This is a genomic window from Corynebacterium stationis (assembly GCF_001941345.1).
Taxonomy (GTDB): domain Bacteria; phylum Actinomycetota; class Actinomycetes; order Mycobacteriales; family Mycobacteriaceae; genus Corynebacterium; species Corynebacterium stationis.
Window position 1 is genome coordinate 1,514,704 of record NZ_CP009251.1, and the last position, 22,108, is coordinate 1,536,811.

At 55.5% G+C, this 22,108-nt stretch carries 25 protein-coding genes; 2 read left to right on the top strand and 23 right to left on the bottom strand.

The window, feature by feature from the left end; translation table 11 throughout:
* Positions 1-24: 24 nt before the first annotated feature.
* The 7 genes from CSTAT_RS07040 to CSTAT_RS07060 all read right to left on the bottom strand — a co-directional run bounded on the left by CSTAT_RS07040 (position 25) and on the right by CSTAT_RS07060 (position 3,193).
* A complete protein-coding gene (locus tag CSTAT_RS07040; RefSeq protein ID WP_075722930.1) occupies positions 25-207 on the bottom strand; it encodes a Trm112 family protein in 183 nt (60 codons plus the stop codon).
* A gap of 11 nt (positions 208-218) precedes the next feature.
* Positions 219-509, bottom strand: coding sequence for a hypothetical protein (locus CSTAT_RS07045; protein WP_075722931.1), 291 nt, complete (start codon positions 507-509; stop codon positions 219-221).
* Complete coding sequence (locus tag CSTAT_RS07050) at positions 510-671, bottom strand: hypothetical protein (RefSeq protein ID WP_169833258.1); 162 nt, start codon at positions 669-671, stop codon at positions 510-512. It lies immediately after the preceding gene.
* 109 nt (positions 672-780) lie between these two features.
* Positions 781-1,446, bottom strand: a complete 666-nt coding sequence (locus tag CSTAT_RS07055; protein ID WP_075722933.1) for a vWA domain-containing protein — start codon at positions 1,444-1,446, stop codon at positions 781-783.
* A 308-nt stretch (positions 1,447-1,754) separates the two neighbouring features.
* The gene (locus CSTAT_RS13455; protein ID WP_156845100.1) at positions 1,755-1,895 is read right to left on the bottom strand and encodes a hypothetical protein; all 141 of its coding nucleotides are present in this window, start codon (positions 1,893-1,895) and stop codon (positions 1,755-1,757) included.
* Positions 1,896-1,976: 81 nt separating this feature from the next.
* The gene (locus tag CSTAT_RS13460) at positions 1,977-2,123 is read right to left on the bottom strand and encodes a hypothetical protein (RefSeq protein ID WP_156845101.1); all 147 of its coding nucleotides are present in this window, start codon (positions 2,121-2,123) and stop codon (positions 1,977-1,979) included.
* Between the two features lie 224 nt (positions 2,124-2,347).
* Entirely contained in the window at positions 2,348-3,193 is an 846-nt protein-coding gene (locus CSTAT_RS07060; RefSeq protein WP_075722934.1) for an SDR family oxidoreductase, read from the bottom strand.
* Positions 3,194-3,306: 113 nt separating this feature from the next.
* Between CSTAT_RS07060 and CSTAT_RS07065 the strand changes: the two genes are divergently transcribed.
* Positions 3,307-3,702, top strand: a complete 396-nt coding sequence (locus CSTAT_RS07065; protein ID WP_156845151.1) for a winged helix-turn-helix transcriptional regulator — start codon at positions 3,307-3,309, stop codon at positions 3,700-3,702.
* Between the two features lie 72 nt (positions 3,703-3,774).
* Here CSTAT_RS07065 and argH read toward each other — a convergent pair whose 3' ends face one another.
* From argH to CSTAT_RS07125, 12 genes are all read right to left on the bottom strand, one after another.
* Positions 3,775-5,220, bottom strand: a complete 1,446-nt coding sequence (gene argH / locus CSTAT_RS07070) for an argininosuccinate lyase (RefSeq protein ID WP_075722936.1) — start codon at positions 5,218-5,220, stop codon at positions 3,775-3,777.
* A 41-nt stretch (positions 5,221-5,261) separates the two neighbouring features.
* Entirely contained in the window at positions 5,262-6,485 is a 1,224-nt protein-coding gene (locus CSTAT_RS07075; RefSeq protein WP_066794275.1) for an argininosuccinate synthase, read from the bottom strand.
* A gap of 177 nt (positions 6,486-6,662) precedes the next feature.
* A complete protein-coding gene (locus CSTAT_RS07080; protein WP_066794277.1) occupies positions 6,663-7,157 on the bottom strand; it encodes an arginine repressor in 495 nt (164 codons plus the stop codon).
* 19 nt (positions 7,158-7,176) lie between these two features.
* Complete coding sequence (argF, locus tag CSTAT_RS07085; protein ID WP_075722937.1) at positions 7,177-8,202, bottom strand: ornithine carbamoyltransferase; 1,026 nt, start codon at positions 8,200-8,202, stop codon at positions 7,177-7,179.
* A gap of 33 nt (positions 8,203-8,235) precedes the next feature.
* Positions 8,236-9,429, bottom strand: coding sequence for an acetylornithine transaminase (locus CSTAT_RS07090; protein WP_272867657.1), 1,194 nt, complete (start codon positions 9,427-9,429; stop codon positions 8,236-8,238).
* Positions 9,426-10,361, bottom strand: a complete 936-nt coding sequence (gene argB, locus CSTAT_RS07095) for an acetylglutamate kinase (protein ID WP_066794282.1) — start codon at positions 10,359-10,361, stop codon at positions 9,426-9,428. The genes CSTAT_RS07090 and argB overlap by 4 nt, the downstream gene beginning before the upstream one ends.
* A gap of 12 nt (positions 10,362-10,373) precedes the next feature.
* Positions 10,374-11,567, bottom strand: coding sequence for a bifunctional glutamate N-acetyltransferase/amino-acid acetyltransferase ArgJ (gene argJ, locus CSTAT_RS07100; RefSeq protein WP_075722938.1), 1,194 nt, complete (start codon positions 11,565-11,567; stop codon positions 10,374-10,376).
* Between the two features lie 34 nt (positions 11,568-11,601).
* Positions 11,602-12,645 carry an N-acetyl-gamma-glutamyl-phosphate reductase gene (gene argC / locus CSTAT_RS07105; RefSeq protein ID WP_075722939.1) on the bottom strand — a complete coding sequence of 348 codons (1,044 nt, stop codon included), beginning with the start codon at positions 12,643-12,645 and terminating at the stop codon, positions 11,602-11,604.
* Positions 12,646-12,841: 196 nt separating this feature from the next.
* Positions 12,842-15,328 carry a phenylalanine--tRNA ligase subunit beta gene (pheT, locus tag CSTAT_RS07110; RefSeq protein ID WP_075722940.1) on the bottom strand — a complete coding sequence of 829 codons (2,487 nt, stop codon included), beginning with the start codon at positions 15,326-15,328 and terminating at the stop codon, positions 12,842-12,844.
* A 24-nt stretch (positions 15,329-15,352) separates the two neighbouring features.
* On the bottom strand, positions 15,353-16,399 hold the full coding sequence (pheS, locus tag CSTAT_RS07115; protein WP_075723841.1) for a phenylalanine--tRNA ligase subunit alpha: 1,047 nt from the start codon (positions 16,397-16,399) through the stop codon (positions 15,353-15,355).
* A 107-nt stretch (positions 16,400-16,506) separates the two neighbouring features.
* The gene (locus CSTAT_RS07120) at positions 16,507-17,310 is read right to left on the bottom strand and encodes a TrmH family RNA methyltransferase (protein WP_075722941.1); all 804 of its coding nucleotides are present in this window, start codon (positions 17,308-17,310) and stop codon (positions 16,507-16,509) included.
* 82 nt (positions 17,311-17,392) lie between these two features.
* Positions 17,393-17,887 carry a TM2 domain-containing protein gene (locus CSTAT_RS07125; protein WP_066794298.1) on the bottom strand — a complete coding sequence of 165 codons (495 nt, stop codon included), beginning with the start codon at positions 17,885-17,887 and terminating at the stop codon, positions 17,393-17,395.
* A gap of 341 nt (positions 17,888-18,228) precedes the next feature.
* Here CSTAT_RS07125 and CSTAT_RS07130 point away from each other — a divergent pair, with 341 nt between their 5' ends.
* On the top strand, positions 18,229-19,365 hold the full coding sequence (locus tag CSTAT_RS07130; RefSeq protein ID WP_075722942.1) for an HNH endonuclease: 1,137 nt from the start codon (positions 18,229-18,231) through the stop codon (positions 19,363-19,365).
* 173 nt (positions 19,366-19,538) lie between these two features.
* Here CSTAT_RS07130 and rplT read toward each other — a convergent pair whose 3' ends face one another.
* The 4 genes from rplT to CSTAT_RS07155 form a co-directional block, all read right to left on the bottom strand.
* The gene (gene rplT / locus CSTAT_RS07135) at positions 19,539-19,922 is read right to left on the bottom strand and encodes a 50S ribosomal protein L20 (protein ID WP_066794302.1); all 384 of its coding nucleotides are present in this window, start codon (positions 19,920-19,922) and stop codon (positions 19,539-19,541) included.
* A 56-nt stretch (positions 19,923-19,978) separates the two neighbouring features.
* Positions 19,979-20,173 (bottom strand): 50S ribosomal protein L35, encoded by a 195-nt coding sequence (gene rpmI, locus CSTAT_RS07140; protein ID WP_066794305.1) that lies wholly within the window; start codon positions 20,171-20,173, stop codon positions 19,979-19,981.
* A gap of 88 nt (positions 20,174-20,261) precedes the next feature.
* A complete protein-coding gene (gene infC, locus CSTAT_RS07145; protein WP_075722943.1) occupies positions 20,262-20,783 on the bottom strand; it encodes a translation initiation factor IF-3 in 522 nt (173 codons plus the stop codon).
* A gap of 309 nt (positions 20,784-21,092) precedes the next feature.
* Positions 21,093-22,094, bottom strand: coding sequence for a serine hydrolase (locus tag CSTAT_RS07155; RefSeq protein ID WP_075723843.1), 1,002 nt, complete (start codon positions 22,092-22,094; stop codon positions 21,093-21,095).
* Positions 22,095-22,108 lie beyond the last annotated feature (14 nt).

The window sequence follows — 22,108 nt, forward strand, 5'->3', positions numbered from 1 at the left end:
TAGAAAGCTTAAAAAGTTCTCAGATTAGGCTTCTGCCTTGGGCCAGGTAATGGCGTCCTCGACCAGCATGACTGGGATGCCATCTTCGATGGGATAGGCAATGCCCAAACGCTCATTAACTAAGATCTGGTCGTTGACCAGATATCGCAATGGTCCTTTGTCCTGCGGGCACACAAGGATTTCTACTAGCGCGGGATCTAAACTCATGGTTGACCATCTTACCCGTCAGTATCTTTAAGTACTGGCATGACCCCGTATTGCAGTTCGACGGCTAAAGTACGCTCGCGCAGCATCGATACGGAGTTGGCTTCTGCGGCTTGGCGAATACCCGCCGCTTCTTGCTGAAAGATATCGAGGATGCCGACGATGCCCTCGACATGTTCATCGCGGTCATGTCCCACCACCTGCAGGTAGGCGTCCATAACATCGGGGATGTGCTGTTGGATAATGTTTGATATCGATGACTTCGCGACCCCGGACTCAGTAAAGCACTCCCAGTCTTCGAGCACTCAGTGGATTTCTTCGTACATATCCCAGAACTCGATTTGTACTGCGCGCGGGGTCATTTCATTGAATATGAGCAGCTGAGCGTACATCACCTCTTTTAGCTCATGCGCTTGCTCTTGTTCAGTTAATGGCAACGGATCGGCTTGCTTTTTGGGCGGTGTCAACAGCGCAACGCCTCCATATGCAGCAGCTGCGACTACTGGCCACAAAACCAATGCCGACAATAAAATGCAAGCCGACGACTCCTCCTGCAGCCACTATGCGCGGAGGTTTCTACGCGAGTCCAAGAAGCAAGTTTCCTTGGCCTAGGAAACTTCGGTGCACTCGGCGTAATGGATGCGCTTTGCGCCGTGGTGCCCGCAAGGGTGCGGGCATGTGAGCCAATGGCGAATGCCCCTGAGTATGGCGATCGCGGGCGGGATGATTTTGGTAAGCACGAATCCCCTTGAATATCTCGTTGAGGCCGCCATCAAGCGCGTCGAAGAATCGGCGACCGGTGTAGTCAGCGAGCTCGCTTAACTCTTTGACATCAGCGTCGCCGTAGAGAATAACAAAGACCGGTATTGGTTTCTTCTCTCCGCGTAAGCCGTCGTAGTACTGCTTGAACTCGTCGTAGCTGCGCCCGGAGGTATTCTCTCCGTCTGCCATGGCCACATAGCGATTGGTGGCAAACCACGTCGCATCATAGTTGCCACCAAAGTTACCGTGGGCAAGTTCCTGGATATTGGCCAAGGTGTGATCTGAAAATTCCATGTGGATATCAATGCCCAAGTCAGACGATGCCGCAGCGATGGCTGGCTCCAGGTCTTCGAGTTCAGTTGCCGCAGCAATGACTAAAGGCTTAGCGCTTGACGATGCCCCATCCGCGCCTTTAGTTCCAGCTCCGCCAAAATTGAAGCCGAACTCAAGAATTCCACCCGTAGAGCCGCCGGCGGCCACTACTTACTACTCCGGTGAACGTCACTAGCACTGCGGTAAGCCACTTTTTATTTACATCAACCTTTCAAGTTCTTCCGCCCACGCGGTGGCCTCCTCCAACTGTGCTGCAGGCACTACTGACTGCAGCGGCGGGCTGCAAATCCGTATTCCTCCAAGACTTGCTGCACATGCCGGTTGTCCTCGAATACCTGGAAGAACTCCTCTGCTTGCGGGGGCGCTTTGGTGAGCGACGAGTTCATGTTCAATATTGACGGTGGGCGCAAGATTGATAAGCGCAAATTCTTGCGCACGCTTCGGCCGACTAAGGACTAGCGCGAAGTATTGGGAACAAACTGGTTAAAAGAATCCCCGCTGGAACCTTCAGTCAACCCTTGCGCCAGGAATATGGGCTTTTCTTGCACCGCCGCTTCGGCAATGGTCGCGGGCGTCTCCAGATTGTCGTCCATCACGCCGTGCGCCATAAGATACGCGGATTGCGAGGAAGAGAAAGAGTGTGTGGGATTTGAGGCCTGAACCCCAACTGCCAACGGCTATCGGTAGCTTTCGGTGACCTCGCGCCAGCGCTGCCCGCCGAGGCGGAACTTCAACAACGTTGCTGGCTCTGCCTGGAAGTTTTGCTCAGCGCGTTCTACATAGCTTTGGGCTGCCAAGCCTTCGGCAACATCACGCCGCGCCACGGTGGCATATTCAACTTAAGATATTCCTGCGGTGACACCGTGCCGCCTACAAAACCTATCAGTTCCCCATTACCGGAACTGGCCGGGAAGTAGAAGTCATGCTTTGAAAACTTAGCCAATCAGGATCTGAGCTAGCCTCGAATCACCCCCAATACACAGAAAACCGCACTTCCTCCCCCACTTTCAAAGGGCGCGAGAGGAAGTGCGGTGTTTTTGCGCGGGGTTTACTTGAAGGTGTCTACAACAGAGGAAGTTGGACGACCGATGAGGTCTTGCAGATCGGTGCTCTCAGAGTAGAGTGCACCCTTTTCGATAACTGGGTCTGCTCCAGCGAGACCAGCTGCGAATTCGGCAGGAACACCGGCATCGAGCAAAGACTTCTCGTACTCCGCGACGGTGAGGTTGACATACTCTACTTCCTTGCCGAGCACCTCGCCGACCTGGGCGGCGATTTCTGGGTAGGTCAAGGCAGGAGCGCCAGCGAGCTCATAATTCTTGCCAGCGTGTCCCTCGGTGGTGACAACGACAGCTGCTGCTTCTGCGAAGTCCTGACGGGCAGCGCCCGATACCTTTGCCTCACCTGCTGCAGAGAAGAACTTGCCCATTGCCTTACCGGTTTCCAAAGCGGCGGCATAGTTTTCCCAGTACCAACCGTTGCGCAGGTTAGCGTGCGCAATACCGCTTTCTGCCAGCATCTTTTCAGTGGCTGCATGTTCTGGCGCCAAAAATAGCTCGGAGCTATCCAGGTTGAGCAAGCTGGTGTAGGCGATGAAAGATACGCCGGCTGCCTTAGCTGCACTAACGATATTGGAGTGCTGACCAATTCGCTTGCCCACCTCAGATGCGGAGATAAACACCAGGCGATCAACGCCTTCCAGAGCCGCGGTCAAGGCAGCTTCGTCATCGAAAGTCGCGACTGCAACGACTACACCGCGCTCTGCCAAAGGTTGAGCCTTTTCTTCATTGCGCACAATAGCAACAATGTCGGATGCGGCAACATCACGTGCCAAGAGCTTATCGATGACCAGTCCGCCAAGGTAACCAGTTGCACCAGTAACTGCAATACGCATATCTTTCAATCTCCTAATTTCAAGGTTTCTTTGGGTACAGCGATAAAGATAGCACTGTTAAAAAGTAAGTGCAATACTTTATTTAGAACCTTTTAAGGACTAAGGTAATGAGCATGTCCACTCCGCAGAACACCCCAGATCCCAAGCTTTGCGCAGATGTATTTTCTTCCCTGTGCACTTCCCGTGGCGCACTTCAGCACCTCACGGGTCGTTGGGGATCGCTGGCCATGGTGGCGTTGCTGGAAGCGGATTCTCGTATGCGCTTTGCTGAGCTACGCCGCAAGATCGACGGCATTAGTGACCGTATGTTGTCGCAAACCCTCGGCCAACTAGAACGCGACGGGATGGTCAACCGGGCAGTGCGCAGCTCCATTCCGCCGCACGTGGACTACTCGTTGACCGAACTGGGCATCAAAGTCGCGCGTCCACTGCAGGAACTGACCAAGATCATTGAATCGGAGCTCGATAGCATCATCGCGGCGCAAGAGCGTTTCGATGCCAGCGCATAAATGCAAAAGGCTGTTCTCCCACCACAACGACGGTGGGAGAACAGCCTTTATTCTTGCTTAGCTGTTGCCGGCTTAGTTTGCAGCCTGCGTGCGCACTGGGGTATTTGCCCAGGTGCGGAACTCGGCATTGAGCTTGTTGACGGTCTCGCGCTGTTCATTAACGCGCACCGCGGCAGTGCCGCCCTTGGTGGAGCGTGATGCGACAGCACCGTCAATGGTGAGCACCTCACGAACCGCAGGGGCAAGCCGTTCATCGACGCCCTTGAGTTCTTCATCGGTGAGGTCAACCAGGTCAACGCCCTTGGATTCTGCCAAGCGGACGCATTCGCCTGATGCCTCGTGCGCTTCGCGGAAAGGAACGCCTTCGCGCACCATCCACTCCGCCAGGTCAGTAGCCAAAGTAAAGCCCTGCGGTGCTAGCTCACGCATGCGGTCGGTGTGGAATTCCAACGTGGAGACCAGACCGGTCATTGCTGGAAGCAGCAAGTTCAGCTGCGCCACCGAGTCGACGATTGGTTCTTTGTCTTCCTGCAAGTCACGGTTATACGCCAAAGGCTGTGCCTTGAGTGTGGCCAGAAGCCCCGCCAGGTTACCAATCAGGCGTCCGGTCTTACCGCGGGTGAGCTCCGCGACATCAGGATTCTTCTTCTGCGGCATGATCGAGGAGCCAGTCGACCAAGCATCGCTTAAGGTCACGTAGCCGTATTCTGGGGTACACCAGTAGATGATTTCTTCAGCAAAGCGCGACATATCCACGGCAATCTGCGCCAGGACGAACGCGGTTTCCGAAGCAAAATCACGGGATGCAGTAGCATCCAGCGAGTTTTCCGCAGCAGCATCAAAGCCGAGTTCTTCAGCAATCGCCTCAGGGTTCAGCTGCAGCGAGGACCCTGCCAACGCGCCAGAACCATAAGGAGAAATAGCCAGACGCTTATCCAAATCCTTCAGACGGTCAATATCGCGAAGCAGTGGCTGCGCGTGCGCGAGCAAAGAATGCGCCAGCAGAATCGGCTGTGCCGCCTGCGAGTGCGTCTTACCCGGCATGATGGCCTCTGGATGCTTTTCAGCCTGGCCGGAGATAGCTTCTACCAAGTCAGAAACTTGCAGCGTGATATCACGGATGGCATCACGCACCCACATGCGGAACAAGGTTGCCACCTGGTCATTGCGGGAACGCCCCGCACGCAGACGACCGCCTACTTCCGGACCAACGATGTCAATGAGACCGCGCTCCATGGCGCCGTGCACGTCTTCATCACTGGGTGCTGGGCCAAATTCGCCCGAAGCCACCTTGGCGCCGAGTTCGTCGAGGCCGTTCAACATGGTCTGCAGGTCGGCATCGGAAAGCAATCCTGCACTGTGCAATACCTTGGCGTGTGCCTTTGACGCCAGCACATCATACGGCGCCAACACCCAGTCGAAGTGTGTCGATACCGATAATGCCGCCATGGCCTCTGACGGACCGCCAGAAAAGCGGCCGCCCCACAGTGCGCCTTCATTGGTCTTATGTGGCTGCATAATGGCTAACTATCCTCCGAGGTTATTAGAAATCGTGGTGATTACTGGCCGTTTGCGCTGGTTGGGAAACCACCGTCACGGTCACGCTTGTTAGCGATTTGGGTGGACAGGCCGTGCAGCTGAACAAAGCCCTTCGCGGCAGTCTGGTCGAAAGCATCACCGGTGTCGTAGGTAGCCAGAGAGAAGTCGTACAGAGACTGTGGCGAACGACGGCCGTTGACGATGATCTGACCTGCGTGCAGCACCAGGCGAATATCGCCGGTGACGTGCTCCTGAGACTCGGCGATGAAAGCGTCCAAAGAACGCTTCAATGGGGAGTACCACAGACCGTCATAGACCTCTTCAGACCAACGAGCATCCGTCAGACGCTTGTAGCGTGCCAACTCGCGCTCCAAGGTGACATCTTCCAGTGCCTCGTGTGCACGAATCAGGGTGATTGCACCTGGCGCCTCGTAGATTTCACGGGACTTGATGCCAACGAGACGGTCTTCAACCATGTCCAAGCGGCCAACGCCCTGTGCACCTGCACGACGGTTCAGCTCTTCGATAGCCTGCAGCACAGTGACCTGCTTGCCATCGATAGCTACTGGCTTGCCCTTTTCGAAGGAGATAACAACCTCATCTGGAGCATTGCCCAGACCTGGCTCCTCGGTGTATGCGTAAGCATCCTTGGTCGGCGCGTTCCACAGATCTTCCAGGTAGCCAGTTTCTACCGCGCGACCCCAGACGTTTTGGTCAATGGAAAATGGCGAAGAAGCAGACTGCTCAATAGGAAGCTTGATTTCTTCCGCGAACGCAATCGCCTTGTCACGGGTCCATGCGTAGTCACGAGCGGGCGCGATGATGTCCAAGGATGGATCCAGAGCGCGGAAAGAGACCTCGAAACGGACCTGGTCGTTGCCCTTACCGGTGCAACCGTGGGAGACGTGAGTACCGCCGAATTCCTGCGCAGCCTGAACCAAGTGCTTGGTGATCAGCGGACGAGAAATTGCAGAAACCAGTGGGTACTGCTTCATGTACATACCGTTAGCCTGGATGGTAGGCAGGCAGTACTCATCAGCGAACTCGTCCTTGGCATCGATAACGATGGACTCCACCGCACCACAGTCCAGTGCACGCTGGCGCACGGATTCCATGTCTTCACCACCCTGGCCCAAGTCCAGGGATACAGCTACAACGTCACCTCCGGTCATCTTCGCCAGGTAAGGGATGGCAACCGAGGTATCCAAACCGCCGGAGTAAGCAAGCACAACACGTGCGTTCATATTTTCTATCTCCTTTTAATCCAAGCTGTAGCTACAGTGCTACTGCGCTACACATTAGGCTTTCCTGCTCCATAATACGGCTACTACCAGTAGCTGGAGTGCAAGACATCTTCTCCTGCAAAATATACACGAATATACATAATATACAAAGTCGGTGGATATTATGCGTAAGCTGATCTATTCGCTTTGTTCTGGGTGCGAGCGCGCGAGCTTTTCTGCCAATTCTGCGCCAGTGAGCGGATCTCGGGCGAGCACGAAAATCGTGTCATCGCCAGCGATGCACCCTACTACTTCTTCAAAACCAACCCGGTCGATAAAGCTCGCGAGGTACTGTGCCGCTCCCGCGGGAGTGCGCAGCATGGCAATGTTGCCAGAGCTATCCGATGACACCACCAACTCATCGATCATCCTGCGCAGCTTTTCGCGCGGGCCATTGACCTGATCAACAAACTCATCCATTTCCCCGCCGACGGAGTAAAAGGACCGTCCGCCGTCGCGCTTGACCTTCTTCGCGCCCAACACGTCCAAATCGCGCGAAAGCGTTGCTTGAGTAATGTCAATGCCTTCATCGAGCAAGAGATCTGATAGTTGCACCTGACTGGTCACGCGGGTCTTGCCTAAGATTTCCAAAATCTTGGCCTGACGGGCGTTGCGGGTCTTCGGCATGGTCATAGTATTTACCTTAAACCTTTTATGCTTTCTCCGACGTTGCCTGCACGGAAGCGGCCTGCGCTGCTTGGTCCAGCAGCCACACCATTAGTGCCTTTTGCGCGTGCAGACGGTTTTCAGCCTCGTCGAAGACACGGGACTGTCCGCCGTCGATAACTTCCGCGGTCACTTCATTGCCGCGATATGCCGGAAGGCAGTGAAGGAAGATTGCATCCGGTTTCGCCTGTGCCATCAGCTCCTTGTTGACCTGGTAAGGCAAAAACGGGGTGCGGCGGTCTTTGCCGTCGCCTTCATGTCCCATAGATACCCAGGTATCGGTGATGATGATATCGGCACCATCGACAACCTTCGGGTCATTGCTCACCGTAATCGTCGCCCCAGTCTGCGCCGCGCGGTCTTGTGCGCGGTCGACAAAGTGCTGTTCCGGCTGGAAGTCATCCGGCGCACAAATCGCGATGTCTACGCCCGCAGTAGCAAATCCGATGAGGTAGGAATTCGCCATGTTGTTGGCACCATCGCCCAAGTAGACAGCCTTCTTGCCCGCAAGTTTGTCCACGCCGCCAAACTCTTCAGCACAGGTCAATAGGTCGGCAAGGATCTGGCATGGGTGCAAATCATCGGTCAACGAGTTAATAATTGGCACGGTCGATGTCTCAGCCATATCGATGAGGTTTTGGTGGGCAAAGGTACGCCAGATGATCATCTCGGTAAAACGCGACAGCACTGCCGCGGTGTCCTGCAAAGTCTCGCCCTTGCCCAGCTGCGAGTTTTGATCCGTAGCCATGATCGCATGCCCACCCAGGGCCGCGATGCCAGCTTCAAAAGAAAAGCGCGTACGCGTTGAGGTCTTCGAGAAGAGCAATGCCACAGATTTCGGCCCTTCAAGCGGGCGGTACTTGAAAGGTTCTTGCTTCAGCTCCAGCGCGAGTTCTAAAACTTCGCGCTGTTCTTGCGGGCTCAAATCGTCATCGGCAAGAAAGTGCCGGATACCGCCAAGACCAATTTCTGGTTGGTGCGGGATGGTCTCTTCGCGGGTGGTTGTGCTCATTCGAGGTGTGTCCTTAACTTTTATCTTGGGTCTTTACTTTTCTTCGGCCGAAACCAGGTCGAAGACAGCCGTGATTTTCTCAATCGCTACGTCAATATCTGCGTCAGCGATAATCAGCGGAGGTGCGATACGCACGACGTTATCGCTGGGCGCATTAATAATGAGGCCGTGCTCCAGTGCCTTTGCCACAGCTTGTTTCGCGACTGCCTGCTTCAACACGACGCCCAAGAGCAGTCCGCTGCCGCGGACGTGGTCGACCAGCGCCAGTTTTTCTAGCGCCGCGGTAAATTTTTGGCCCTTGGTCTGCACATCGGCAACAAACTGTTCGTCCACAACATCCAACACTGCATTAGCGGCAGCACATGCAACAGGGTTCCCGCCAAAGGTAGTGCCATGGCTGCCAGGGCCAAACAAGGTTGCAGCCTTACCAACACCAATGCACGCACCGATAGGCAGGCCCGCGCCAAGGCCTTTAGCCATGGTGATGACATCAGGAAGAATCCCGGCCTTTTCAAAAGCGAAGAAGCTTCCTGTACGGCCGACGCCGGTTTGGACTTCGTCTACCATCATCAAGATTCCGTGCTCATCGCACAGCGCGCGAATATCCTGCAAGAATTCTATGGTCGCAGGAATAACGCCGGTCTCACCTTGGATGGGTTCTAAGATGATCGCCGCAGTATCAGCAGGATTAATCTCCACCAATGCGCGCAGGTAGTCAATATCGCCATAGGGATAAAATTCCACGCCACCTGGCAAAGGACCGAAGATGTCGCGCTTAGAAGGCTGCCCGGTCATCGCCAGCGAGCCCATGGTGCGGCCGTGGAAACCATTATTGGCGGCCAGGATGCGCCGGCGCCCAGTCAGGCGCGCCAGCTTGAAGGCTGCCTCATTGGCTTCTGCACCGGAGTTAGAGAAGATAACGCGCGCGGACGCATCGCCAACCTTGTCCTTGAGCCGTTGCGCCAGCTTTACCGCTGGTGGCGACGCAAAGAGGTTACTGACGTGGCCAAGCGTTGCCACCTGCGTGCTGACCGCCTCAACGACCGCGGGGTGGTTAGTGCCCAAGGAATTCACGGCAATACCTGCGAGCAGATCGAGGTATTCATTTCCCTGCTCATCGACAAGATATGCACCGTGGCCCGAGACAATACCCACTGGTGGGGTGCCATAGTTATTCATCATGGCGTCTTGCCATGAGCCAATTAGTGTTGCATCAGGGGTGCTCACTGCGCATCATCCTTCCTAAATACGGTGCCTTCGGGGTACCGGGAGCGTTCAAAATTATCGGGCAGAACCATGGTGCCAATACCGCCCATGGTCAAAAGTTCCAGCAACACCGCGTGTGCCAGGCGTCCATCAATGATGTGGGAAGCTGCTACCCCACCCGTGACGGCCTTCAGGGCGGACTCCATTTTCGGAATCATGCCCGCATCCAAACCGGGAAGCATTTTTTCCAAAGGCGTTGCTTCAATCTTAGAAACCAACGATTCCTTATTCGGCCAGTCGGTATACAGTCCTTCGACATTGGTCAGCATCACTAAACGCTCTGCGCCAATGGCTTGAGCCAAAGCGCCAGCGGCCGAGTCTGCGTTGATGTTGTAGACCTCGCCGTCGGTACCAGGTGCAATACCGGAGACCACAGGAATGCGACCCGCTTCGATTATGTCCATGACTGCGGAAGGATTCACGTCCGTAATATCGCCGACGAGGCCAATATCAGTCAGCTCACCGTCGACGTTGACCATGCGCTTTTTCGCCGTAAACAGCCCGGCATCTTCACCGGAGGTACCAACGGCATAAGGGCCATGGGAATTGATCAGGTTGACCAGATCGCGGCCGACTTGACCAAATAAAACCATGCGCACAACGTCCATGATTTCTGGGCTGGTAACCCGGAAGCCGCCTTTGAATTCGCCTTCAAGCCCAATCTTGGACAGCATCTCATTGATCTGGGGGCCACCACCGTGCACTACGACGGGTTTTGCCCCCACGGTGCGCAAAAACACCATGTCAGCAGCAAAAGCACGCTTGAGTTCTTCGTCGACCATAGCATTGCCGCCGTATTTCACGACGACAATCTTGTTGCGGTAGTGCTGCAGCCACGGCAAAGCTTCAGCAAGCACCGCCGCGCGGACGGTATCAGTCATTCCGGCAATCATTATTATCTTCCTTTAAGAACTGTAGGCCGAGTTGATTTCCACATAGTCGTGCGAAAGGTCGGTGGTGCGAACAAAGGCAGTGCCCTCGCCGCCGGTGCCCAAATCAACTAAGACATCGATATCGGCACCGCTTAAGTCAACCTCGCGGGCACCAGGAGCACCGGTCGATTCCACGCACACGGGTTGGTTGTTGAAAAAGACCGAAATATTATCCGGGTCCATCTCCGCATCGGACATGCCCACTGCAGCTAGCACGCGACCCCAGTTCGGGTCGGAGCCAAACATCGCACACTTAAACAAGTTATCGCGGCCCAAGGTACGCGCGGCATTGAGCGCTTGGGCATCAGAGCCCGTGCCCTTGACCGTAATCTTGACGCGCTTGGTCACACCTTCAGCATCGGCCTGCAGCTGATCCGCCAGGTCCGTACAAGCCTTCAAGATGGCCTCGTCCAGTTCTTCTTGGCTCGGTTCGACGCCCGAGGCACCATTAGCCATGACAATCACGGTGTCATTGGTCGAAGTGGAGCCATCAACATCCAGGGTGTTAAAGGTGACATCGCAGGCCTTGTGCAGTGCTGCATCGAGCGCGGCAGGGCTTGCTTGGGCATCGGTAGTAATGCACACCAACATCGTCGCCAACGACGGTGCCATCATGCCCACGCCTTTGCCCATACCGCCCACGGTCCAGCCTTGGCCGTGCACGACGGTTTGCTTCGGCACGGTATCGGTCGTCATGATTGCTGCGGCGGCACCTGCACCATGGCTTTGTTCGGTGCCCAGGTTTTTCGCTAGCTTGTCGATGCCCCCGTGTACCTTATCCATCGGCATCAATTCCCCGATGAGACCTGTGGAACACACAGCGATATCGGATACGTCGACTCCCAAAGCAAGTGCTGTATCTTCGGCCATCTTCTTGGCATCGGTCATACCTTGCGCACCATTGCACGCATTGGCATTGCCGGCGTTAAAGACTGCGGCCTTTAGCTCATCCGGGTTGCCGTCTTTAAGCGCTGCTTGGGTGACTTTCACCGGTGCAGCGACAACCCGGTTGCGGGTAAAGACCGCTGCCGCGTCAAAGCGTGGCCCCTGGTTGACCACCAGTGCCATATCTGGATTGCCGGATGGTTTAATGCCTGCGGTGGTCGAAGCCGCGGAAAAGCCCTGCGGCACAGTCACACCTTGTGGCAGCGTTTCGGAAGTAGTCATTGCGCTTATCCTTTTTAAAAAATAGTAGAAAGTTTTATGGTGCGACTGCAGCTAGCGGCAGACCTGCGGTTTCAGCAAAGCCCAGCGAGAGGTTCATGCACTGTACTGCTGCTCCTCCGGTGCCTTTAGTGAGGTTGTCTAGTGCAGAGGTGATAACGAGCTTGCGTGCGCGTTCATCCACATGCGCCTGAATATGGCACATATTGGTGCCCACAACGTTTTGAGTTTGTGGCTGCTGGCCGACTGGGAGAACGTGGCAGAAAGGTTCATCGGCATAAAACTCAGTAAAGACCTTGGTGACTTCTTCCTGGGTGATGCCTTCTTTCAAAGGTGCCGTAATCGTTGCGAGGATGCCACGCGGCATTGGGGCGAGCACTGGCGTGAAGCTCACGTTGACAGGCGCCTCCGCCAGCGGGTTGAGGTTTTGAATAACCTCTGGCGTGTGACGGTGCGTGCCGCCTGGGGAATAAGCTTTGACACTTCCCATGGTCTCTGCGCCCAACAGCGGAACAGAAGCTTTCTTACCTGCACCAGACACGCCGGTCACGGCGATAATGGTCAAGTCAGGTTCAATGAGTTTGCCCGCGACTGCTGGCAGCGCGCCCAGCGTCATGGTGGTGGGGAAACATCCCGGGACCGCTACCCTTTTCGCTCCTTGAAGTTGCTCACGGTGACCAGGCAACTCAGGAATGCCATAAGGCCAGGTGCCTGCGTGTTCAGAGCCGTAAAAATCCTCCCAATCCTGGGCATCTTTCAAGCGGAAATCAGCAGCACAGTCGATGACCACGACGTCCTCGCCCAGCGCTTTCGCGATAGGTCCCGAGTGCCCATGTGGCAAACCTAAAAAGACCACATCGTGGCCAGCGAGGTTTTCCACCGTGGTATCAACAATCGTGCGATCTGCTAATTGGGGTAAGTGCGGCATCAATTCCGCAACGGACTGACCAGCATTGGAATGGCCAGTTAATGCCCCAATTTCCAAGTCGCCGGAGGCATATGCCGGGTGGTTAAGAAGGAGGCGGAGAATCTCGCCACCGGCGTAACCCGTGGCGCCTGCGATTGCAACTTTATATGTCATGCACACCACAGTAGTAAATTATGCACGAGTCCGCAAACTATACATGGAAATTTCCTTCAAAAATTTCCATTGGAAGAACTTAATGTATGGGAATACGAATGCACCACGGAAAAGCACATGCGCAAAGAAAGACCGCGTTTCTACTTACCCAAGGTAGTAGAAACGCGGCTTCTGTGTCAGCGCGAAAGAAAAATTCTTAAGCGCGCATTTGTGCGCCTAAGCGCTCGCTTGCCAATTCGGCAGCAGCAAGGCGGTGCGTGTTTACCTCTTCATCGGTAAGCGTGCGGTCCGCGGCGCGGAAGAACATCTTAAACGCCAAAGACTTCTTAGATTCGCCGAGTTTTTCGTCGCGGAAAACATCGAAAAGCTCAACGCTCTCAAGCAACTCTCCCGCGCCTTCCTCCAAAGTGCGACGAACCTTCTCCGCTGGCAGCTCCTCATCCACGACCAGTGCGATATCCTGGTGCAAAGTTGGGAAAGATGACAGCACTGGTGCTGGCAGGTTCTCAGAAAATGGCAAGGCGTCAATGTCCAATTCCATCGCGCAAGTGCGCGCTGGCAGGCCCATGTCCTTGACTACCTGTGGGTGCAGCTCGCCGGCGTAGCCAACGATTTCACCCTCGACCTTCAGCGCTGCACAGCGGCCTGGGTGCCATGGCTGAACTTCTGCCTTTTCTACATCCAGTTCGATATTGGCTGCGCGCGCAACCTGACGTGCAGACTCAATCGCATCAGCGTAAGAGTATGCGCGGCCGTTACCCCATGGGCCTTCAAATTCCACGTTGCCGGCGCCCACCGTTGCCACGTGCAGCGGCTGTGCTGGCAGCGTGTTGATCAGCTGGTCGATTTCATCATCAGATGGACGTTTGCTGACATCTGGCATCGGGGTGGAATCCGCACGCTTGAACGCAACCTGCTGCACGCCGAAGAGCGTGACATCGTTGCGGCCACGGGCTACGTTGCGTGCAACTGCGTCGAGCATATTTGGCAGCAGCGTCGTCGACAGCGCTGACTTATCTGCTTCCAATGGGTTTTGTACGCGCACGACTTTGCGGCGTGCATCATCGGCTGTCAGCTCCCAGGTATCAAAGAGTTCATCATTGATAAATGGGCTCGGGATGACCTCAGCGTAGCCAGCGTAAGCCAGGGCGTGACCAATAGCGCGGCGACGCTTTTGCGCTGGGCTGAGCCCACGGCTGCCCACAGTAGGAATCGGCAGAATCGACGGAATAGCATCCAGGCCTTCTAGGCGCAGGATTTCTTCGACCAAGTCGACATCTTCTGCGATATCGGTGCGCCAGGAAGGAATGGTGACATCGAATGCCTTGCCTTCATCAAAAGCAGCGACCGAGCATCCGACCTCTTCCAGACGCGCCACGATGGTGTCATTGGAGTATTCCACGCCTGCATAACGCGATGGCTTGGAGGCATCAAGAGCAACAACCTTCGCCTCCGGTACCTCACCGACTAAGGTGCGGGCATCTTCGACGTGCCCACCGCCGTATTGCACCAAAAGCTCACACGCCAGATCCAGCGAGTATTCCACAATCGCTGGGTCTACGCCGCGCTCGAACCGACGCGAAGCTTCGGAGCTGAGCTTGTGACGACGCGAGGTACGCGCCACGGTGATTGGATCCCAGGTCGCTGCCTCGAAGTAAACATCGGTGGTGTCATCGGAGATTTCCGAAGTAGTTCCGCCCATGACACCAGCGAGCGACTGGATGCCGTTGTCGTCACAGATGACGACGTCTTCGGCGAAGAGTTCGCGGTTGACGTGGTCGAGGGTCTCGAAATTCTCCCCTGCCTGGGCATTGCGGACAACCAAGTTGCCTGCGACCTTGTTGGCATCGAAAGCATGCATCGGCTGGCCCAAGTAAAGCATGACGTAGTTGGTGACATCGGTGGCGAGGTTAACCGCGCGCTGGCCGGCCAGCATGAGGATGCGCTGCATCCAAAATGGCGACTGCGCTTTAGGGTCAATGCCAGTTACCTTGCGCAGGCCAAATCGAATCGCCTTGGTTTCTTCGCGCAGGTCAATGTCAATGAGACTGCCAGAAGCTTGCGAACCCTCGCCGACAGGGTCGACGAACTTCAGGTTGAAAGCCGAAGCAATCTCGCGGCCAAGGCCACGCATGGACAACGCATAGCCGCGGTCTGGGGTGACATTAACGTCGAAGACGGTATCTGCACCGCCCAGAAGTGGCAGCGCATCCTGACCGATGTACTCAGCGAAAGACTCATCCAAGGTGATGATGCCCTCGGACTTAGCGGTAAGACCAAGCTCTGCTGCCGAGCAAATCATGCCGTTGGAGATGCGACCGTAGGTCTCGCGGGCGGCGATTTTGAAGCCGCCCGGCAATTCTGCGCCTGGCAAAGATACCGGAACCAGCGAGCCTTCGTCGAAATTGCGCGCACCGCAGATGATCCCCTGCAGTTCGCCGGTGCCGTTGGCATCTCCGACGTCCACCTGGCAGTAACGAATCGGCTTTTTGAACTCGGTGAGTTCTTCGATCTCTTTTACGCGGCCGATGACCACGGGACCAGTGATTTCTGGCAGTGGTTCATAGCCTTCGGTTTCGAAGCCGACGCGGACGAAGCCGGAGTCGAGTTCTTCGCTTGAAACGGTCCAACCTGGGTTGTGTTCACCGAGGACGCCGTGAAGCCAGTTTTGTGAAATAAGCATGTGGGTTTTCCTTCCTCGGGAATCTTAAGCGTGGACGCCGAATGGCAGGGTGAAGCGGACATCGCCTTCGACCATGTCGCGCATATCGGACAGGCCGTTGCGGAACTGCAAAGTGCGTTCGATGCCCATGCCGAAGGCAAAGCCTTGGTACTCTTCTGGGTCGATACCGACAGAGCGCAAGACATTCGGGTTAACCATGCCGCAACCGCCCCATTCGATCCAGCCGGCTCCGCCCTTCTTATTCGGGAACCACACATCGACCTCGGCGGATGGCTCGGTGAATGGGAAGTAGTTGGTGCGCATACGCGTCTTGGTCTCTGGGCCAAAGAGCTGGCGCGCGAGGTGGTCCAAGGTACCCAGCAGGTTCGCCATGGTGAGATTCTTATCTATGGCAAGGCCTTCAATCTGGTGGAAGACCGGAGTATGCGTTGCATCCAGCTCATCGGTGCGGAATACGCGGCCGGGGCACACGATATAAACCGGCACATCGCGATCCAACAGGGTGCGCACCTGCACTGGTGAGGTGTGCGTGCGCAGAATCTGCTTGGAGCCTTCCTCGCCAACGTAGAAAGTATCCTGCAGGGTACGCGCTGGGTGATCCGGCTTGAAGTTCAAAGCGTCGAAGTTGAAGTACTCTGCTTCAACCTCAGGGCCTTCAGCCACTTCCCAACCCATGCCGATGAAGATATCCGCCACAGCCTCATTCAATGCCGTGATCGGGTGCAAAGCACCGGTCTGGAAACGGGTGGTGGGAACGGTGACGTCAACGGACTCAGCGGCGAGCTGTTCTTCGCGCGCCTTTTCTCCGAGTACCTGGTTAACGCCCGCAAAGTGCTTTTCTGCTTTACCGCGCGCCATGTTAACAAGGCGACCGGCATCTTTGCGCTCAGCTTTAGGCAAGGTTCCCAGTGATTGGCGTGCTTGGGAAATAAAGCTCTTGTCCCCCAAATGTCCTCGACGTGCTTCTTGCAGCTCGTCGAGGTTGGTTGCTGCATCAAAAGCGGCGATTGCTTCTGCAGCCGCGGCTTCTAATGTTGCCTCATTAATTTCTATCTCTGGGGTAGCAGACACGTGCCCTTCAACCTCTTTAACTTGGATGAAAACTTCATAAAGATAACGCAACCATCCTACAGTCCCCCACTTCGAAGTACACAGCTAGCCCCACTCAAGCAGAGATTTTAACGGTTCTGCGCTTTGGCAGACTCATACAGGCAAATACTCGCTGCGGTAGCCAGGTTAAGCGACTCTGCGCGGCCACGTAGTGGAATTTTGACGCGGATATCGGCGGCATCGAGAAGCTCTGGGCTCAATCCATGTGCCTCATTGCCAAATAACCATGCCGTGGGCTTGGTCAAGTCCACCTCATCCAATGTCGCATCGCCTTGTGGGGCGGTCGCCAAGATCTGCAGGTTGGCAGCACGCAATTTGCCCAGAACATCTTTGACATTGGTATCGCGTGCGGTAGGGATATGAAACAAGCTGCCTGCCGATGCTCGCGCGACCTTAGAACCCAACGGATCCACGGTTTCGCCAGCGAAGATGACGCCGTCTGCGCCCATCGCATCAGAGGTACGAATCAAGGTGCCCGCGTTGCCCGGCTCAGAAGTCTCCACCGGTACGGCAAGAAGCTTCGGCTTGCCATTGAGAATCTTTCCCGCCGACCACAGCACGGGCTTACATACTGCAAAAAGCCCGCTGGTGGTCTGGGTATCCGAAAGGGACTTCGCTGCCCTATCGGTGATTGGGTGGACGTAGACGTCCATGTAGCCAGCGGCGGTGACAATCTCCGCGAATTTCTCCGCTGCGCGCTCAGTCACGAAGATATCGGTTGCTGCGCCCGTAGAAACTGCGGCATCCACGGAGTTCTCGCCTTCGACGAGGAAAGCATTCGCCTTCTTTCGCGCGGAAGAGCGATGCAGCTTCGCTGCGTTGACGATGCGCGGGGTGCGTTCGGTAAATGCTTGTTCAAAATCCAATGCCATGGTCTTTAATCTACCAAGCACAAAGAAACCCACCCTGTTTAAGTCCAGGATGGGTTTATAGATTAGTTAATTAGTTCGGGTATTAGCTAAGAGGCACACCGTTTGGGTCGACGCCGTACTCTCCGTGGCGGATGAGAATTCGGACCAAGTCAACGAATGCCCAGATGCCCACGATGGCGAGCAGCACGAAGCCGACGATCAAAATGGCCGTAAACCATCCAATGACTGATAGCGACAGCTGCGCGATTGCGCGGCCCTTGTATCCCAAGTAGAAATTATGCGCACCAAGTGTGCCCAGGAAAAATGCCAGCAGCAGAGTCGCAATCCATGACTTCGGTGGAGTCGCATACATCGCCGGTTGCGTCATCCCCGGCTGTGCCATTCCATGCTGCTGACCGTAAGGAGCCGGTGCACCTGCCTGTGGTTGCTGCTGGAAAGCATTGAATTGCGGATACTGCGCCTGCGGGTTATTCAGCGATTCCTGGTATTGCGCATAGGACTGAGTCTGCGGGTCTTGCTGCATTCGGGCATCAAAGCCATCAGGGTTTGGCTCAAAGGAGTTATAAGGATTGGTCATTTCCGACCGCCTTTCGAGATGTGGGCATCAAATTGCCAGTAGGAAGAAAAGGAATAGGGGGACGTGCCAAAACACTTAGGACAGCCTAGCACGGTGGACTTGAGTGATCATCGCAGTCGAAAGGCTATCGATGCCATCAGAAATTCGTCCATTCTCACGGGGTAAAACAATCCACCTTAACCACCGACGAGCTCATAAAGCAATGACTTTTCAGCCCTATTTCCAATCGGCAGTAAATCTGTGGATAACTTTGAACCACCGGTGGTGCGCCACGGCAGTTATCCACAGGCAAAAATCTTTGCCCTAGCCAGGGGTTGCGTTCGCGTTTTAGTGTCGAAGTTATGAACGGACAACAAATAATAAAACTCTTCTACACCAGCGGAATAACCATCCTCCGCGACGTTTACGAGTGCTCCCCTTATGACTTAGCCGGTGACCTGATGCCACTGAACACTGCACGCAAATACACCCGGCTTGCCGATGTTCTCTTCGGCCCTGCCGATTCTCCCAAGGTGCAGCGCGACTCCGTCGCGCTTGCCGAAGCAAGGCAATTAAGCCTCGAATACTTAGAAATGGTCAACAAACACGCCAAGAAGTTGCAGAAGCGCGGTGCCGCCTGGCGCTTGCGTGCAGAACTTATCGCGTTTGAGGGCACCTTCGAAGAAGTCGAAGCCTACGCCAAGAAACGCGTCACCGAAGAAGGCGGCGACACCAAGAAGAAACGCGGCGTTCGCGTCGGCCGGGCTATTGACGGCCTTCGCACCATAAGTATTACCGATACCCAGCGCCGCATCACCGACCTCGAGAAAACTCTCGACGCCGCCATTACCAACGCCGACCAGCCACGCTCTGAAGCATTATTAGAGCCTTTCTGGGATTTAGTCGAAGGCACCGGCACCGGGCTAATCAAGCCGGAATACCGCACCGTGATTGCTATCGGTCTCGAGGATTACGCGAAAGTCTCCTGCGGCAAAGGCGAGGACGTCATTGTTGCTTTATCCGACGGCACGACCATGACCGGCGCCGAATTCATCAACGCCGCAATGGAAGGCTCCCTTGGTGACAAGCTCTATGTCGGGCTCTTTCACCCCACCGCCGGGCCTGTGAATCTCTACGAAGCCCGTTTCGCATCAGAGAAGCTGCGCACCTGGGCCATGGCGGAGAATCTCGTGTGCCCCTGGCCGGACTGCAACGTACCAGCCGATAGATGCCAAGTCCACCACATCGACGCACACAAACACGGCGGGCATACGAAGCCGTCGAATCTGACCATGTTGTGTAAGTACCACAACGGCGTCAATAACGATGCCCCGGACGGTCAGCGCAACAAACACAAACCAGGAAAGCCGAAACGAGGCAAGCCCAATCGCGGCAGAATGCGGCGACACCGCGGCAAAGTCCGCCTGCAGACCCCAGGCGGCAAACTGGTGAGCAATACGGACCACGTGAGCAGCATGGGAGCGATGGATCTGATCTAAGGACGCCGCGGCAAAACAACTGCTAGGGCATGAGAGAACCCAACTAGAAACCGGGTCTGGTTGGGGAAATTGGCGATCCCTTGTATAAAACCACGAAAAAGCCCGAGCTCCCATCCCTGAGAGTGGGATAAGAGCTCGGGTTTTTAAGTAGCCGTATGTATTAAGGCTTTGGCTTAGGCAGCCTTAGGAGCGTTAACGTCCTCAGGCAGTGCAGCCTTTGCAGCCTCGCACAGTGCGGAGAAGGTCTCGAAGTCGTTGACTGCCAACTCAGCAAGGATCTTGCGGTCTACCTCGATCTCAGCCAGGCGCAGGCCGTGGATGAGACGGTTGTAGGTGATATCGTTCATACGAGCTGCAGCGTTGATGCGCTGGATCCACAGCTTACGGAACTCAGACTTACGCGCGCGACGATCGCGGTAAGCGTAGGTCATAGAGTGCAACCACTGTTCCTTAGCCTTGCGGTAGAGGCGGGAACGCTGGCCGCGGTAGCCCTTGGCGGACTTCAAAATCGCGCGACGCTTCTTCTTGGCGTTGACTGAGCGCTTTACTCGTGCCACGGTGTTACTTCCTTAACTATCTCTGACGAACTATTTTGTGGGTGATTAGGCGCTAATTACGCGCGGCCAAGCAGGCGCTTTACGCGCTTGGTGTCTGCTGGAGCAACTGCTTCGGTGCCCTTCAGACGACGGGTGCGCTTGGAGGTCTTGCCTTCCAGCAAGTGGCGACGGCCAGCCTGCTCGCGGCGCAGCTTGCCGGAACCAGTGACCTTGATGCGCTTTGCGGTGCCCTTGTGGGTCTTCTGCTTCATGGGATTCCTCAATCCTTGACGGGTCGATATCGCGGTGCAGCACACTTTCTTAAAGTGCGCGGTACAACCGTCGAAGTGAACTTGCGGGCTACTTCTTACCCTTGCGGTTAGGGCCAAAGACCATGGTCATGTTGCGACCATCCTGCTTCGGACGCGACTCCACGATGCCGTGCTCAGCCACATCTTCTGCCAGACGCTCCAGCAGGCGGTAACCAAGCTCCGGACGTGATTGCTCACGACCACGGAACATGATGGTGACCTTTACCTTGGAACCCTTTTCCAGGAAGCGAACAACGTTTGCCTTTTTGGTCTCATAATCGTGATCATCGATTTTAGGACGGAACTTCTGTTCCTTGACCACAGTCTGCTGCTGGTTCTTACGAGATTCGCGGGCCTTTTGAGCCTGCTCGTATTTGAATTTGCCGTAGTCCATGATCTTTGCGACAGGCGGCTTAGCGTTAGGGGCAACCTCGACCAAGTCCAAGTCTGCCTCAAAAGCGAGCTTTCGTGCATCATCAGTGCGGACGATACCTACTTGTTCGCCTCCGGGACCGACCAGACGTACTTCTGGTACTCGGATGCGCTCATTAATGCGAGCTTCAGAGCTGATTGTGTGTCTCCTAAGTGAGAAGGGATAGTTTGTTCGCCTACCACGTCACAAACGAAAATCCCGCCTGCCTGATAGTAAAACCAGTGCAGCCGGGAGCTCTCAAAGTTGCTAAGTGTCACCACGATACAAATAGTTCGCGCCAAACTCAGCTACCTTTTACCCGTATCCTGCACATTAAATAATGTGCGGCTTGAGGTGGGAGATGCTCCGCTTGCAACCCGATGCTCCTGAAAATGGCGCTACGGGCGGTAGTGACGATTACTTTAACACCTTTGTGCATAACTTCCCAAATCGCCTGGCGATTCGGTACTAATTGCCAGACTCTTGGGCAGGTTCTTCTGTCGAATCGGCACTAGGTCCTGTTGCCACCGGCGCCAACCGGGAAGTCTCGGAGCAATCATTGACTGGGTCGAGCTCGCCGGTCTCCAGCGCCTTTTCAATCAGAATTTCCAAACGGCTGGCAATCTCATCGAGCGCAGCAGCGGAGATATCTTCGACGGCGTCGTATCCGCTATCTTCCAGATAAGAATTGTCATCATCCCAGGTTTGCCAAGACGCAGAAACGGCAATGCCGATCTCTCCCCCATCGACAGGCATGACGGCAATTTGGCGGGAGGTGTATTCGCCGTCGTCTTCATCGAGACCCCAGCCCCCTTTAGAGTGCACGCCGTCAAGTCCGGACAGGCCCCATTTTTGCCAGTCGACGATATCGCTCATTGCGTCATAGACGTACTCCGCTTCGGGAATGCATCCCAAATGCGATGCAAAGCGCGCTTGGTCTTTGACCTTCCACGTCGACATGCCAAAAGCTTCGTCGGTCTCTACTTCAGAGTCAAAGCTATCGAGTAATTCCTCAATGCTGTGCTGTGCACTGCCCTCGGTCCACTCCACCTGGTTCCACAGTGCGAGGGCTGCGTCGTTGTCGGATTCTTTGATGGCGGCATCGACAAGCTCTTCGCTTGCGCCATCGCGCAAGGCGGCAATCGCAATGGGCACCTTGATGGTTGACCAGGCAGGCTCACTGCCATCGGCGCCGGCTAGGAAATCCTGCTTGCCATCAACGATCGCTAGAGAAACCGTGGCGCCAAATTCTTTTTCGACGTCCTCGACCAGATGCGCAATCGCGGCTTCGAGGTTTTCTTCCTCGAGCACAGCAAGATCATCAGAGATAACGGTATCCTCTGCGGTCGACGAGGTCGTAGCCGTGGGCGCACCAGGGCCGCTTAAGGTAGAGCAGCTGGTAAGCACGGCTATCGACGCAGCTGCCGCGAGCGCAATTGCGCGGCGCGGCAGGGGTTGGAAAGAAATCACGTCATCAAACACTA